This window comes from Nocardioides sp. WG-D5 (assembly GCF_054031175.1).
Genome location: NZ_CM132928.1, coordinates 3,530,913 through 3,544,627, shown reverse-complemented (window position 1 = coordinate 3,544,627; position 13,715 = coordinate 3,530,913). Strand labels below are relative to the sequence as shown.

Annotated in this window: 12 protein-coding genes; 6 read left to right on the top strand and 6 right to left on the bottom strand. The window is 71.5% G+C overall.

Features of this window, described 5'->3' with window-relative positions; all coding sequences use genetic code 11:
- Window positions 1-15: 15 nt before the first annotated feature.
- Together ACWZJV_RS17240 and ACWZJV_RS17235 are read left to right on the top strand one after the other, a co-directional pair.
- A complete protein-coding gene (locus ACWZJV_RS17240) occupies window positions 16-564 on the top strand; it encodes a hypothetical protein (protein ID WP_008364264.1) in 549 nt (182 codons plus the stop codon).
- 333 nt (window positions 565-897) lie between these two features.
- Window positions 898-1,467, top strand: coding sequence for a type III effector (locus ACWZJV_RS17235; protein ID WP_457177383.1), 570 nt, complete (start codon window positions 898-900; stop codon window positions 1,465-1,467).
- 135 nt (window positions 1,468-1,602) lie between these two features.
- Here ACWZJV_RS17235 and ACWZJV_RS17230 read toward each other — a convergent pair whose 3' ends face one another.
- Window positions 1,603-2,769 carry a Fic family protein gene (locus ACWZJV_RS17230; protein WP_457177381.1) on the bottom strand — a complete coding sequence of 389 codons (1,167 nt, stop codon included), beginning with the start codon at window positions 2,767-2,769 and terminating at the stop codon, window positions 1,603-1,605.
- A 136-nt stretch (window positions 2,770-2,905) separates the two neighbouring features.
- Here ACWZJV_RS17230 and ACWZJV_RS17225 point away from each other — a divergent pair, with 136 nt between their 5' ends.
- The gene (locus ACWZJV_RS17225) at window positions 2,906-3,838 is read left to right on the top strand and encodes a metallophosphoesterase (protein WP_457181961.1); all 933 of its coding nucleotides are present in this window, start codon (window positions 2,906-2,908) and stop codon (window positions 3,836-3,838) included.
- A gap of 96 nt (window positions 3,839-3,934) precedes the next feature.
- Window positions 3,935-5,212, top strand: a complete 1,278-nt coding sequence (locus ACWZJV_RS17220) for a serine hydrolase domain-containing protein (protein ID WP_457177379.1) — start codon at window positions 3,935-3,937, stop codon at window positions 5,210-5,212.
- A 23-nt stretch (window positions 5,213-5,235) separates the two neighbouring features.
- Here the strand turns inward: ACWZJV_RS17220 and ACWZJV_RS17215 are convergent, their stop codons facing one another.
- Entirely contained in the window at window positions 5,236-5,871 is a 636-nt protein-coding gene (locus ACWZJV_RS17215; protein ID WP_457177377.1) for a response regulator, read from the bottom strand.
- Complete coding sequence (locus tag ACWZJV_RS17210) at window positions 5,864-7,093, bottom strand: sensor histidine kinase (RefSeq protein ID WP_457177375.1); 1,230 nt, start codon at window positions 7,091-7,093, stop codon at window positions 5,864-5,866. Before ACWZJV_RS17210 ends, ACWZJV_RS17215 begins: the two co-directional genes overlap by 8 nt.
- Before the next feature lie 175 nt (window positions 7,094-7,268).
- On the opposite strand from ACWZJV_RS17210, the gene ACWZJV_RS17205 reads away from it, so the two are divergent.
- Entirely contained in the window at window positions 7,269-8,258 is a 990-nt protein-coding gene (locus tag ACWZJV_RS17205) for an SMP-30/gluconolactonase/LRE family protein (protein ID WP_457177373.1), read from the top strand.
- The gene (locus ACWZJV_RS17200) at window positions 8,255-9,541 is read left to right on the top strand and encodes an ankyrin repeat domain-containing protein (protein ID WP_457177372.1); all 1,287 of its coding nucleotides are present in this window, start codon (window positions 8,255-8,257) and stop codon (window positions 9,539-9,541) included. Before ACWZJV_RS17205 ends, ACWZJV_RS17200 begins: the two co-directional genes overlap by 4 nt.
- A gap of 15 nt (window positions 9,542-9,556) precedes the next feature.
- On the opposite strand, the gene ACWZJV_RS17195 is transcribed toward ACWZJV_RS17200, so the two are convergent.
- From ACWZJV_RS17195 to ACWZJV_RS17185, 3 genes are all read right to left on the bottom strand, one after another.
- Window positions 9,557-10,825: a class I SAM-dependent methyltransferase gene (locus ACWZJV_RS17195; RefSeq protein ID WP_457177370.1), complete on the bottom strand. Its 1,269-nt coding sequence runs from the start codon at window positions 10,823-10,825 to the stop codon at window positions 9,557-9,559.
- On the bottom strand, window positions 10,822-12,828 hold the full coding sequence (locus ACWZJV_RS17190) for a DUF1365 family protein (protein WP_457177368.1): 2,007 nt from the start codon (window positions 12,826-12,828) through the stop codon (window positions 10,822-10,824). Before ACWZJV_RS17190 ends, ACWZJV_RS17195 begins: the two co-directional genes overlap by 4 nt.
- Window positions 12,829-12,989: 161 nt before the next feature.
- Window positions 12,990-13,712, bottom strand: coding sequence for an SDR family oxidoreductase (locus ACWZJV_RS17185; protein WP_457177366.1), 723 nt, complete (start codon window positions 13,710-13,712; stop codon window positions 12,990-12,992).
- Window positions 13,713-13,715 lie beyond the last annotated feature (3 nt).

The window sequence follows — 13,715 nt, the reverse complement described above, 5'->3', positions numbered from 1 at the left end:
GACGAAAGGTATGAAATGAGCAAGAAGACAGGGCTGCTCCGCCGCGCCGCGGCCGTCGCCGCCTTCTCGGGTGTCGCCTTCGCGCTGACCACCGGAGCCGCCACGGCTGCTCCGGCCGACGTCGAGGTGCCTGCCGCCTCCTCCGTGACCCCCTCGGACCTCTCGCCCTCGTCGCAGAAGGCCTGGGAGGACTTCATCCTCGGCGGCTCCTACGTGACCGAGGGTGCTGCCCAGATGGTCAGCGGCGCCTGGGTCGGTGCCCCGGGCCTGCTCCTCGCCGGTGCCACCGGCGCCCCGCTGACCCCGGAGCAGCTGGCTGCCTGGGAGAACTGGGACGAGGGTGGCCGCAAGATCGGTGAGGGTGCCGCCATGATGGTCGCCGGCGCCTACGTCGGTGCCCCGGGCATCATCCTCGACCAGATCGCGGGCGGGGCGACCCCGAGCGACCTGTCGCCGAGCGAGCTCGAGCAGGTCACGTTCCTCATCCCCGAGGACAGCCCGGCTCTCGACGGCGTTCCCACCGAGCAGGTCCCGAACCCGATGGCTCCCCTCGGATCCTTCTGAGCGGCGACATGACTGCTGCCGACCGGTCGTAGCTCCCACCACGGTCCGATCGGCGCCGTCTACAGATGGCCTTGGCGTGCACTCGTGCACGGCCGGGCCATCTGCGCATTTACGCGCGGTCAGACAACAACGTTGCAGTTTGGCGAAAATTACGTCATTACATTTCTTTCGGCACTTAGTTGACACGAAAACAGCCGTGTCGCTTGCGCTGATGACCCTCGATGCTCCTAGCATCTTTTCCCGGATGCGAACGTATCGATGCGTCTGTTATCGGTCCGGGGGTCGCGTCCGTGCGTGATGTTTCAATTCGAATTGATCGATGAAAGGTACGAAATGAACATGAAGACAGGGCTGCTCCGCCGCGCCGCGGCCGTCGCCGCCTTCTCGGGTGTCGCCATCGCTCTGACCGCCGGCACCGCCAACGCGGCTCCGGGCGACGAGCACCACAAGCGCACCGAGGCCCAGTGCATCAAGGAGAACTCCGCCGGTGCCTCGGACCTCTCGCCCTCGAGCCAGAAGGCCTGGGCCAGCTTCATCTGTGGCGCCGGCCAGGCCACCGGCGGCGCCGCCCGCATGGTCAGCGGCGCCTGGGTCGGCGCCCCGGGCCTCATCCTGATGGGTGCCACCGGCGACGAGCTGAGCCCCGCGCAGAAGAAGGCCTGGGTGAACTGGGACGGTGGCGCGCACCAGGTCGGCAACGGTGCCGCTCTGGCCGTCTCCGGCGCCTACGTCGGCGCGCCCGGCATCGTGATGGACAAGATCCTCGGCGGCGCCGTGCCGTCCGAGCTGTCCGACCGCGAGATGGACCAGGTCTCCTTCCTGCTCCCGATGGAGAACCCGGCCCTCGACGGCCTTCCGGTCCACGAGGTCCCGAACCCGCTGGGTCCGCTGGGCACCTTCTGAGAAACATGACCATGGCCGAGTGATCACCCCCTACCGACTGCTCGGCAACGTCACACAGGTGGCCCCGGGCGTGCACAGGTGCACGCCGGGGCCACCTGCACGATTTGAGCGGGGTTCAGCCGGGCCCGGCACGGCTCAGTCGTACGCCAGAGGCTCCTCGATCACGTTCATCACCGCCCTGGCGACCCAGTAATGCCGGCCGCCGCGGCCCGACCGGCCGGCCGCCTCGATCCACCCACGCCGCTCGGCGTCCTGGATCAGGTTGCGCGCGCCCTGGTTGGTCAGGCCGGTCGCGTCCTGGACCCGCTTGACGGTCAGGTAGGGGTTGGCGAACAGCAGCGTGACCAGCCCGGACAGGTTGGCGCGCGAGGTGGCCGCCTCGTCGAGGTAGGCCTCCCGGAGCGCGACCAGGCGCTCGGAGCGGGTCGTGGCATCCTCGGCGGAGCGCCGCACCGCGGTGAGGAAGAACTGCAGCCACTCCTGCATCTCACCGCGCTCGCGGACGCTCTGCAGCCGCTGGTAGTAGGTCTGGCGGTGCGCCTCGATGTAGCCCGAGAGATAGAGCAGCGGCGTGGTCATCCGCCCCTCCTCCATCAGCATCAGGTTGATCAGCAGCCGGCCGATGCGGCCGTTGCCGTCGAGGAACGGGTGGATCGTCTCGAACTGGTAGTGCATCAGCGCGCAGCGCACCAGCGTCGGGCTGAGGTCCGGGACGTTGACGTACGCCTCCCAGTCGGCGATCAGCTCCGGCAGGTCCGGCGGGAGGGGCGGGACGTACGCGGCGGTGGTGGGGTCGTCGGTCGGCGAGCCCACCCAGACCGGCATCCGCCGGAACTCTCCGGGGTGGCGCTCGTGGCCCCGGACGCCGGTCAGCAGCGTCTTGTGGAGCTCGAGCACGAGGCGCTGGCTGAGCGGCCAGCTCTTGATGAGCTCGAACCCCTGGCGGGTCGCGGCGAGATAGGCCTTGACCTCGGCGACGTCCTCGCTCCTGGTCGCCTGACCGCTGGCCTCGTCCTGGAGCACCTCCTCCAGGGAGGTCTGGGTGCCCTCGATCCGCGAGGAGGCGACCGCCTCCTGGGTCAGGTAGGGCCCGATCAGCAGCTCGGGGTCCTGGATCAGCGCGCTCACACCCTGCAGTCGCCCCAACGCGGCGTCGGCGTCCGAGAGCGCCTTCACGGTGAGCGGCTGGAGGGCCAGGTCACGCGGGATGTGGGCGGGCAGGTAGTACCAGTAGGCCCACTTGTTGCCCGGCTCGCGGGTCACCCGGCCGAACTGCGGAGCGTCGTACCTCTCCGGATCCATGACCGCTGAACTTACCACTCAGATGCAGTTTGAGTTGGAAGTTGGCGGGAACTTCCAACTGAGAGTTGGCAGTTCCTGACAACCTCCAACTCCGCCCCGGACGGACCTAGGCTGGGGAGCGTGCAGTTCGGACAGTATCCCGCTCCCCGTCATACGATCGCCCACCTCCGACACCCATCTCTACGCCGGTGACCGGCGGATCTTCGGCAAGGTCGACCCGACGCCCGGCTTCGAGCGCGCCCTGGACCGGCTGCGCGGGATGACCGTCCCGCCGCAGGCGATCGTCTTCACCGGCGACCTCGCCGACCTGGGCGAGCGCGACCCCTACGTACGCCTCCGCAAGCAGGTCGAGCCGGTCGCCGCGGACCTCGGGGCCGAGATCATCTGGGTGATGGGCAACCACGACGAGCGCGAGGTCTACTCCGAGATGCTGTTCGGGGAAACCTCCGACGCCCCGCAGGACCGGGTCTACGACATCCACGGCCTGCGGATCATCTCCCTGGACACCACCGTGCCCGGCTGGCACCACGGCGACATCACCCAGGCGCAGCTGGACTGGCTGAGCGAGGAGCTCGCCGAGCCGGCACCGCACGGCACCCTGCTCGCGATGCACCACCCGCCGATCCCGCTCCCCCTCAACGAGGCCAGCGTGATCATCGAGCTCGACGGCCAGGACCGGCTCGCCCCGGTGCTGGAGGGGACCGACGTACGCGCCGTTCTCGCAGGTCACCTGCACTACTCGACCAGCACCACCTTCGCCGGCATCCCGGTCTCGGTCGCCTCCGCGAGCTGCTACACCGCCGCGCCCGCGACCCTCGACCGCTACTCCGCCTCCGTCGACGGCCACCAGGCGATCTCGCTGGTCCATCTCTACGACGAGGGGGCCGGCGGGGTCCCCGGCGCCCCGGTCGTCCACACCACCGTCCCGATCGGCGAGGCACCCGAGGTCGCCGGCTTCCCCTCCTCGGTCCTCGCGAAGCTCGGCCCGATGTCCCCCGCCGAGCGCCGCGACCTGTTCTCCCGCAAGGGCAAGGCCGCCCGCGCGCTGCGGCGTCAGCTTCGAGACTGACCGAAGCGGGCCTCGATCTCCGGCTCGAGGCTGATGTGGGCGTACGTCCAGGCCCGGAACGATGGCTGCGAAACGTCGACGACGACAGGAGCAGTCATGTCTCGGACCCTCGTCCGCACGAGCACCGCAGCGATCGCCGCGGTGCTCCTTCCGCTGACGGCCGTGCCGGCCGCGTACGCCCAGCCCGATCCCGGTCCCGGTCGCGATCCCGGTCGCGGGCCCGCGGCCGTTGCGCCGGACCCGACGGCGCTGACCCGGGAAGCGACCGCGATCGCCGAGCGGGCGGCGGCCGAGCAGCAAGGGTTCAAGGCGCGGTCGTCGACTCCGGCTGCCGCGGAGCTCGACCGAGCCGTCGACGCGGTCATCGCCGACGGTGCCCTCGGCGTCACCGCCCGGGTCGAGGCTCCGGGTCTGACGTGGACGGGGGCGGGTGGCGTACGCGAGGCGGGCACCGAGCGCGACGTCCGGGCCTCCGACAGGTTCCACGTCGCCAGCAACACCAAGACGATGATCGCGACCCTGGTCATGCAGGAGGTCGAGCGCGGCACCTGGAGTCTGGACACGTCGGCCGAGGACGTACTGCCCGGGATCTTTCCTGCCGGCGTCACGATCGAGCACCTGCTCAGCCACCGCTCCGGGGCCCCGCGCGGCCCCGAGGAGCTGCTGCTGACCCGCGTCGAGGACCCCGACTCGTTGGAGCAGCTCATCGACGCCGTCGGTCAGCACTACACCGAGGCCGAGCACCTGGCCGCGATGCGCTCGGTCCCCTGGCTCTTCGAGCCGGGCACCGACTTCTCCTACTCCAACTACGGCTACGTCGCCCTCGGCGTCATGCTCGAGAAGGAGACCGGCCACGATCTCGATGACCTGCTCCACCGGCGCATCTTCTGGCCGGCCGGCATGCTCCGCACCGACTACCCGAAGACCTCGCACAACCGCGGACCGTTCCTCGAGGGTGCGGCCGAGATCGACCAGACCGGATGGCGGGCCCTGACCGACCTGGACCCGAGCGTCTTCCACGCCTCCGGCGCCGCGACCAGCACCACCCGTGACCTGGCCTCGCTCAACGAGGCGCTGCTGACCGGCGAGCTGGTCTCGCCGGCATCGGTCGACGCCATGCTCCCGCCTCGCTCGGGCAGCGCCGACCCCGACTACGGACTGGGCATCTATCGCGTCGCCGACCCCTGCGCGGAGGGTGAGTACCTCTACGGCCACGACGGCGCCCACTTCGGCACCCAGTCGATCAACTGGAGCTCGCGCGACGGGGAGCGTCAGGTCACCCTCGCCTGGACCGGCCGCGACTACACCGGTGCCACCGAGCCGCCCTACGACCTCGGCCTCCTGCTGGAGCCGATGCTGCTCGCGACCTGCTGACGGCCCGGCGTACGCCGCTACGGTCAGGGGCGCAGGATGCGGCGCTCGATGGCCGTGGCGACGGCGCCGGCGCGGGTGTCGACGCCGAGCTTGGTGTAGATGTGGGAGAGGTGGGACTTGACCGTCGCCTCGCTGACCAGGAGCTCGCGGGCCATCTCCTTGTTGCCCAGGCCCTTGGCGAGCAGGCGCAGGATCTCGACCTCGCGCGGGCTCACCTTCGGCGCCGGGGAGGCGGCCCGCTGCAGCAGCCGGGTGGCGACCGAGGGCGCCAGCACGGTCTCGCCGCGGGCGGTGCCCCGGATCGCCCGGAACAGCTCGTCGGGCGGGGCGTCCTTCAGCAGGTAGCCGGCCGCACCGGCGTCGACGGCCTCGAGGACGTCGGCCTCGGTGTCGTACGTCGTCAGCACCAGCACCTGCGGGGGCGAGGGCAGGTCGCGGACCAGCCGGGTGGTCTCCGCACCGCCGGGCCCGTCGCCGAGGCTGAGGTCCATCAGCACCACGTCCGGCTTCGTCTCGGCCACGATCGCGACCGCCTGGGCCGAGTCGGCCGCCTCGCCGACCACGTCCAGGTCGTCCTGGGCGCTCACCAGGGCGCGTACGCCGGCCCGGACCACCGGATGGTCGTCGACCAGCACCACCCGGACGTGTTGCTCACCCACGACGTTCCTCCGCTCCCAGCTGGGCCGCCGCGAACGAGGCCGCGACCACCGTGCCCTCCCCCGGGGCACTCTCGATGACCAAGTCTCCACCCAGCAGCCGGGCGCGAGCCCGCATTCCGGCCAGGCCGTGTCCCCGCAGACCGTCCGACTCCTTGAGGTCGGCCGGGTCGAAGCCCGCCCCGTCGTCGCGTACGTCCAGGGCGACCCCGCCCTCGTGGAAGGTGAGGGACGTGACCGCGGTGATCGCGCCGGCGTGCTCGGCGACGTTGGCGAGGGCACCGCGCAGGGTGCGGACGACGGCCGTCGCGACCCGGCCGCCGACCTCGTGCGGCTCGCCGTGGACGTGGACGGGGATGTCGAGCCCGGTGGTGGCGGCGACGTCCTCGGCGACCTGGCGTACGGCCGTGACCAGCGCCGATCCGCCGGTCAGCTCGGCGGGGGCGAGGTCGCGGACGACCCGGCGGGCCTCGTCGAGGGAAGAGCGGGCCATGGTGGCGGCCTGGTCGACGTGGTCGCGGGCGTCGGCCGGGCGCGACTCCCACTCCTGGTCGGCGGCCTGGAGCAGCAGGTTGATGCTGGTCAGGCCCTGGGCGACGCTGTCGTGGATCTCCCGGCTCAGCCGCGCGCGCTCGGCCACCACACCGGCTCGGCGCTCGGCGTCGGCGACCTCGTCCTGGGCCGCCTCGAGCTCGGCGAGGAGCATGCGGCGGGTCGCCGCGTCGCGCTCCAGAGCCCGGTAGGCGGTCACGGCGAGCACGGCGACACAGACCGGGCCGAGCAGCACGGTCGGGTCGGCCAGGCCGGTCATCCGGCTCCAGGCGACCGCGACGACCGCGACGAGGAACACCGTGACTGCCACCGCCCAGCGGAAGGGCAGCACCCGCAGCGCCAGGAAGACCAGGGGCACCGCCGCCCATGAGAAGGACGGCGCGATCAGCGCCAGCACGGTCCAGCAGGCGACCACCGCGGCCAGCCAGACGACCGCGGCCGTGCCGATGAGGCGGCGGCCCGCTGCGTACGCGATCAGGAGGACGGCGGCGCCGGGCAGGACCACCTCGGCCTGGTCGCCGAGGCCGTGCCCCTGCAGGTAGCGCGCGACCGAGGCGACGACGAGCACCACCAGTGAGATGTGGAGCCAGCGGTCGAGCAACGACTGGCCGGCCAGGATCCCACCGGCGGCGGACGGGGTTGGCCCTGGAGCTGGCTCGGTGTCGGTCGACATGGTCGTTCCAGGCTAAGCCGGTCGCGGGGCACCGGCATCATCCAATCGGCTATCCGGGGTGTCGCCGGACGGCTATCCAGACGTCGCCGGTCTCCCGATGTCCGGACCCCTCCCCGACGGCGATGGTTGAGGCACATCAGCTCGACCATCAAGCACGGAACTCAGGAGAACCACCATGCGTACGTCCCGAATCGCCGCCCTCGCCGGCCTGGCCGGCATCGCCGCCACGGCCACCCTGTCCTTCACCGCCCTCGGCACGGGCACCGCGGCCAACGCCGCGGAGGGCCGGCCGGCGAGCTACCTGCTCGAGGGCGAGTCGTTCGCCCAGGGCGGCTCGAAGTTCGAGGGGATCGGCGTCGACCAGGAGTCCGGGACGTTCTACGTCAGCGAGGTCACCGGCGGCGAGATCCAGCGGGGCACCGCCGACCGGGCCCAGGCCGAGGAGTGGCTGGCCGGTGACGGCACCGACGGCCGCTACACCGCCCGCGGCATCACCGTCGACGACGAGGGCCGCATCTACATCGCCGGCGGTCCGAACGGCACCGGCAACGACCGTCCCGACCTGTGGGTCTACAGCCCCTCGGGCGAGCTGCTGGCGGCGCTTCGCGTCCCCGACAACAACGCGTTCCTGAACGACGTCGCGATCGGACCTGACGGGGCTGCGTACTTCACCAACTCCAACGACCCGACGATCATCCGCGTCGCCGAAGGCGCGAACGGCTGGGAGGCCACCGAGTGGGCCGACGGCAGCTCGCTGATCGCCCGGCAGGAGGGCTTCAACCTCGGTGGCATCGTGCTGAGCACCGACCGCTCGGCGTTCGTGGTCGCCCAGGGCAACACCGGCCAGCTGTGGCGCTTCTCGGTCGCGACCGGTGAGGTCAGCGCGATCGACACCGACGGCGCCGACCTGCGCAACGCCGACGGCCTGATCCGGCAGGGCCGCGACCTCGCCGTGATCCGCAACTTCGACAAGCAGATCGTGCACCTGGAGCTGAACCGGTCCGCCACCTCCGCCGAGCACGTCTCCTCGCGCGCGACCGACCCGGACCGCGTCTTCACCACCGGCAAGCTGCTCGACGGCCGGATGCTGCTGGTCGACAGCCACTTCGACGAGCAGACCGCGCAGGGGCCGTACGAGATCGTCACCGCACGGATGCCGCGATGACGCTGTCCACATCGGTGCGGCCACACCTGCGCTGGTCGATGGCCGCCGCGGCGCTGGCCGTGCTTCTGGCAGGCTGCGCCGCGGCGCCGGTGGAGACCGCCCAGTCGTCTCCGTCCAGCCCTGCGTCGGCCCCGTCCGAGGCGCCGAAGAACACCCCCGACCCGGAGGAGCGACAGCGGATGAACGAGCAGCTGATCAAGGCCGCCTGGGACAACGACGTGGCGCGTGCCCGTGAGCTGATCCGGGCCGGTGCCGACGTCGACTACCAGGACGACACCCAGCAGAGCGTCTACCTCATCGCCGCGAGCGAGGGCTATGTCGACCTGCTCGACCTGACCCTGCGCAACGGCGCCGACATCAACGCCAAGGACTCCTACGACGGCACCGCGCTGATCCGCGCCGCCGAACGTGGGCACGCCGACGTCGTCGGTCGCCTGGTGCAGGCCGGCATCGACCTGGACCACGTCAACAACCTGGGCTGGACGGCACTGCACGAGGCGGTCGTCCTGGGTGACGACGGCCCGGACGCCGCCGACACGGTGCGGGTGCTGGTGGCGGCCGGCGTGGACATCTCGGTCAAGGCGGGCCGGGACGGGAAGACCGCCCTCCAGCACGCCGAGGGGCGCGGGTTCGACGCGATCGTGTCGACGCTGCGTACTGCTTCCTCCGAGGTCGCCGACGCCGACGCCCAGCTCCTGCACGCCGCTTCAGCCGGCGATGCGGACGCGGCCGCGGCGGCCCTCCGTGGCGGCGCCGACCTGGAGGCACGCGACGGCAACCGGCGTACGCCGCTGCTGCTCGCGGTCACCGAGGACCACCTCTCCACGGCCCGACTGCTGGTGCACCTGGGGGCCGACCCGGACGCTCTCGACGGCCAGCACGACACCCCGTGGCTGGTCACCGGCGTCACCGGGAGCGTCCCGATGGCCGAGCTGCTGCTCAGCGTCGACCCGGACCTGACCGTGCGCAACCGCTACGGTGGCGTCTCGATCATCCCCGCGAGCGAGCGCGGCCACGCGGACTACGTGGAGCGGGTCGCTCGCACCGAGATCGATGTCAACCACGTCAACGACCTCGGCTGGACCGCCCTCCTCGAGGCCGTGATCCTGGGCGAGGGGACCGAGCGCTGGCAGCGGGTCGTCCGCAGCCTGCTCGAGAACGGCGCCGACCCAAGCATCGCCGACCGCGACGGCGTCACGCCGCTCGAGCACGCCCGCAGCCGCGGCTTCACCGAGATCGCTCGCATCATCGAACGGCACAGCATCGAGCGGCCCGGCGGCTGATCCGTCGCCGCTGCCTCACAACCCGAGGCCCTGACCGGTTCCCCCGCCGGTCGGGGCCTCGTCCCGGGTGAAGGTGAGCTGCTGGACGTCGATGTAACCCGCCGCGAATCCAGCCCGGGAGTACTCCAGGTAGAAGTGCCACATCCGCAGGAAGGTCTCGTCGAAGCCGAGCGCCCTGACCTCGTCGGCCCGGTCGCGTACGGCGAGGTCCCAGCGCCGCAGCGTCTCGGCGTAGTGCGGGCCGAAGGAGAGCCGGCTGCGTATCCGGAGCCGGGTGTGCGCCTCGGTGGCAGCGGTGATCGCCTCGGTCGAGGGCAGCAGGCCGCCGGGGAAGATGTACTTGGTGATCCAGGTCTCGATGTTCCGGGTCGCCAGCATCTGGTCGTGCGGCATGGTGATCGCCTGGATCACCGCTGTGCCGCCCGGGGCCAGGACCTCATCGATCTTCGCGAAGTAGACCGGCCAGAACCGCTCGCCCACGGCCTCGATCATCTCGACCGAGACCACCGCGTCGTACGTCCCGTCGACGGCCCGGTAGTCGCGCAGCTCCACGTCCACCCGATGGCTCAGACCGGCCGCGCCGATCCGGCGGCGCGCCAGGTCGGCCTGCTCGACGGAGAGGGTCACCGTGGTGACCTGGGCGCCCCGGGCAGCGGCCCGCAGGGCGAGCTCGCCCCAGCCGGTGCCGATCTCGAGCAGCCGGGTGCCCGCGCCGACCCCCGCCTCCTCGAGGATCCGGTCGATCTTGCGGTGCTGCGCGATCGCCAGGTCCTCGGTGGAGGGAAGCGAGGAGAACAGCGCCGAGGAGTAGCTCATCGTCGGGTCGAGGAAGAGCGCGAAGAAGTCGTTGGAGAGGTCGTAGTGGTGCCCGATGTGCTCGCGCGCGTTCTCGGGGGTGTTCAGGTCGGTGGCGCCGCGACGACGCTCGTAGACCGCGCCCGCCTTCTGCGCCCATCCGGGCAGCAGGTCCCTGACGTCGCGGCACAGCACGGTCAGCGTCTCGCCCAGCTCAGGAGCGTCCCAGGCTCCGGTCAGGTACGCCTCGCCGAAGCCGATCAGACCGTGCCGGCTGATCCTGGCGTAGAACTCCTCGGGCCGGTGCAGCACGATGTCGGCCGGGCCGCCGTCCTCGCTCACGCTGATGCCGAGCCGCTTCGTGGCGGTCCGGAACAGGGTCGCCGCAGCGGCCGCGGCGCCTCGGGTCACCAGGCCGGTGGGCGCCTCCTCCAGCATCGGCCAGCGGTCCTCCACGGCCGGGGCGACGGGTGCTTCGACGGTGTTCATCGGACTCCTTCTTGATGGTGCAGCGGCCGGCTGTGGACCGGCAGGCGTCGTAGCCACAGCGCGATGCCGTGGAGGCGGATCCACGCCGCGCCGAGCAGCGCGGCAGGAGCGGAACGGAGGGTGGCCCCGAAGCGCGGTTCGACCCGGACGCCGCGGACGGCGGCGTCGAAGACGGTCCCGTCCTGGGTGGTCAGCCGGACGGCGACCGCGAGCCGCCCGTCGGGCGGCGGCACGGTGAGGTCGTAGTGGCCGTCGACGCCGTGGAACGGCGAGACGTACATCGCCTTGGCGACCTGTGCCCGGTGCCGCTCGTCGGGGTGGACGAGGTAGGCGTGCCGGTCGCCGTAGGTGTTGTGCACCTCGACGACGGTGGCCAGCGGCTCCCCGGAGGCTGCCGTGCACCAGTAGACGCTGATCGGGTTGAAGGAGAAGCCGAAGGCTCTCGGTTGGGCCGCCATCAGCACCCGCGCGTCGGCCAGGTCGATGTCGTGGAGCTTCAGGAACGCGGCGAGGTTCTCCCGGATCGAGAGCTCGGGGTCGCCGAGATGGTCGCGGGCCTCGAAGCGGCCGAGGGGCCCGTGATCGGGCAGCCGGTCCAGGTCGACCACCTGCCAGTGGGAGCGGTGCACGAACCGGTTCCGCAGCGGCCCCCGCCGGGTGTGGCTGATCGTGGTGCGGTAGACACCGGTCGCCGGCTCCCCGCGCGGCTTCGTGGGCTTCGTCCACCGCAGCCCCAGCCGCTCGGCCGCCCGGGCCCCGGAGCGGGCGCCGTCCTCGTGGAACCCCCAGCCACGCCAGGCGCCGGCGAAGACCAGCACGTCCGAGTCCAGCTCGTCAGCACGCTGCTGAGCGGCGACCGACTCCGGGGTGTAGAGCGGATGCTCGTACTCCATGGTGGCGATGACCTTCTCCGGATCGATCAGGTCCGCCCCACCGAGCGTGACCAGGTGACGTACGCCTCCGGGAGCCGGCAGCCGCATCAACCGGGTCAGGTCGTAGGTGACCGTGACCCGACCGCTGCCCGGCCGCTCCAGGTAGTTCCACGAGGACCGGACGTGCTCGCCGGCCGGCAGCAGGCTGGTGTCGGTGTGCAGCTGAGCCTGGTTGGCGGAGTACGGGAACCCACCCAGGATCTCCCGCTGGTCCGCCGTCGGCTCGCCGAGCATCGCCAGCGACTGCCCGGGGTGGGTCGCCAGCACGGCGGCGTCGAAGACCTCGGTGGTCCCGTTGCCGTCGGTGATCTCGACACCCGCACCGGTCTCGACCACGGTGACCACCTTCGTCGAGGTCAGCACCCGGCCGCCGCGGTCACGGATCATGGCGGCGACCCTCTGGACGTACGTCGCCGACCCGCCGGTGACCGTGCGCCAGCGCGGCGAGCCGAAGACCTGCAGCATCCCGTGGTGGCTGAGGAACTCGAAGAGGTAGCGAGCCGGGTAGCTCAGCGCCGTCGCCGGGTCGCACGACCACACCGCGGCGACCAGCGGCGCCATGAAGTGGCGGCGGAAGTGCGGGGTGAACCCGTGCTCGTCCAGGAAGGCCCCGAGCGTGCGGTCGTCGGGCTCGTCACCGGCCAGCAGCGCCCGGGCGGCCCGGTGGAACCGGGGGATCTCGGCGAGCATCCGCAGGTGCGCCGGCCGCAGCGCCCGCCGGTCGGGCAGCACCCCGCGGATCCCGCGCGCGCCCGCGTACTCCACGCCCGCGGCCTCAGACCGCACCGACATCGACATCTCCGAGACCTGGGTCGGCACGTCCAGCTCGGCGAAGAGACGCAGCAGCGTCGGATACGTACGCCGGTTGTGCACGATGAACCCGGTGTCGATCGCCAGCTCGCTCCCGTCCGGCGTGGTCACGCGGTGGGTGTCGGCGTGGCCGCCCAGCCTGTCGTCGGCCTCGTAGAGGGTGACCGCTCCGTGCAGGGACGCGATGTACGCCGCGGTCAGGCCCGCGACGCCGCTGCCCACCACTGCGATCCGGCGGCGTTCGGGATCGGGGCTGCTCATCCGGGCTCCTCGGGGGTCGAAGGGACGACCGGCGCAGGGGCGCCGTCACCGGGTCTTCGGTCCCCGAGGCGAATCGGATTTCGTCTTCAGGTCGACTTTTTCGCCGTCGACGAGCTCGATGGCGGCTACGCCGGCTCCTCCCCAGCGCTCGCTGCCGCAGACTAGGAGACGAGCGTTCCGCCGTCGACGACGGAGACGGTGCCGGTGACGTAGTCCTGGTCCATGAGGGCGAGGAAGGCCTTGGCGACGTCGTCGGGCTCGCCCACGCGCTTCAGCGGCAGTGATGCGGACAGGCTGGCGTACATGCCTTCGCGGTCCTCCTCGCTCATCTGCGACCACAGCGGGGAGCGGACGACGCCGGGGGCGACGACGTTCACGCGTAGCGGCGCGAGCTCGACGGCGAGGCTGCGGGCCGCCGAGACGACGGCTCCGGAGACGGCGGTGCCGAGGGTCCAGCCGGGGCCGCCCTTGAACGCGGCGGTGCCGCTCATGAGCGTGATGGAGCCGTGTGAGGTTAGGTGCGGAACGGCGAGGCGTACGGCATCGAGCATGTGGAAGAGCCGCAGCGCGAAGAACTGCTGGGCGCTCTCGACGGTGTAGTCCGCCATCGGGAAGCCGGTGAGGTTCTCCGCGGCGGTGTAGGCGAAGTGGTCGAACTCGCCGATCTCGTCGAAGAAGCCGGCCACGGCGTGGCTCGAGCTGGCATCGACGGCGCGACCGACGACGCCGGCGGGGAGCTGCCCCAGGGCGCGCTCGATGGACTCGGGTCGGCGCGAGGCGATGGTCACGGCGGCGCCGGACTCGGCGGCACGCCGGGCGATGGCCAGGCCGATGCCGCTGGTGGCGCCGATGAGAACGATGCGGGAAGAGGTGGAGATGGTCACGTA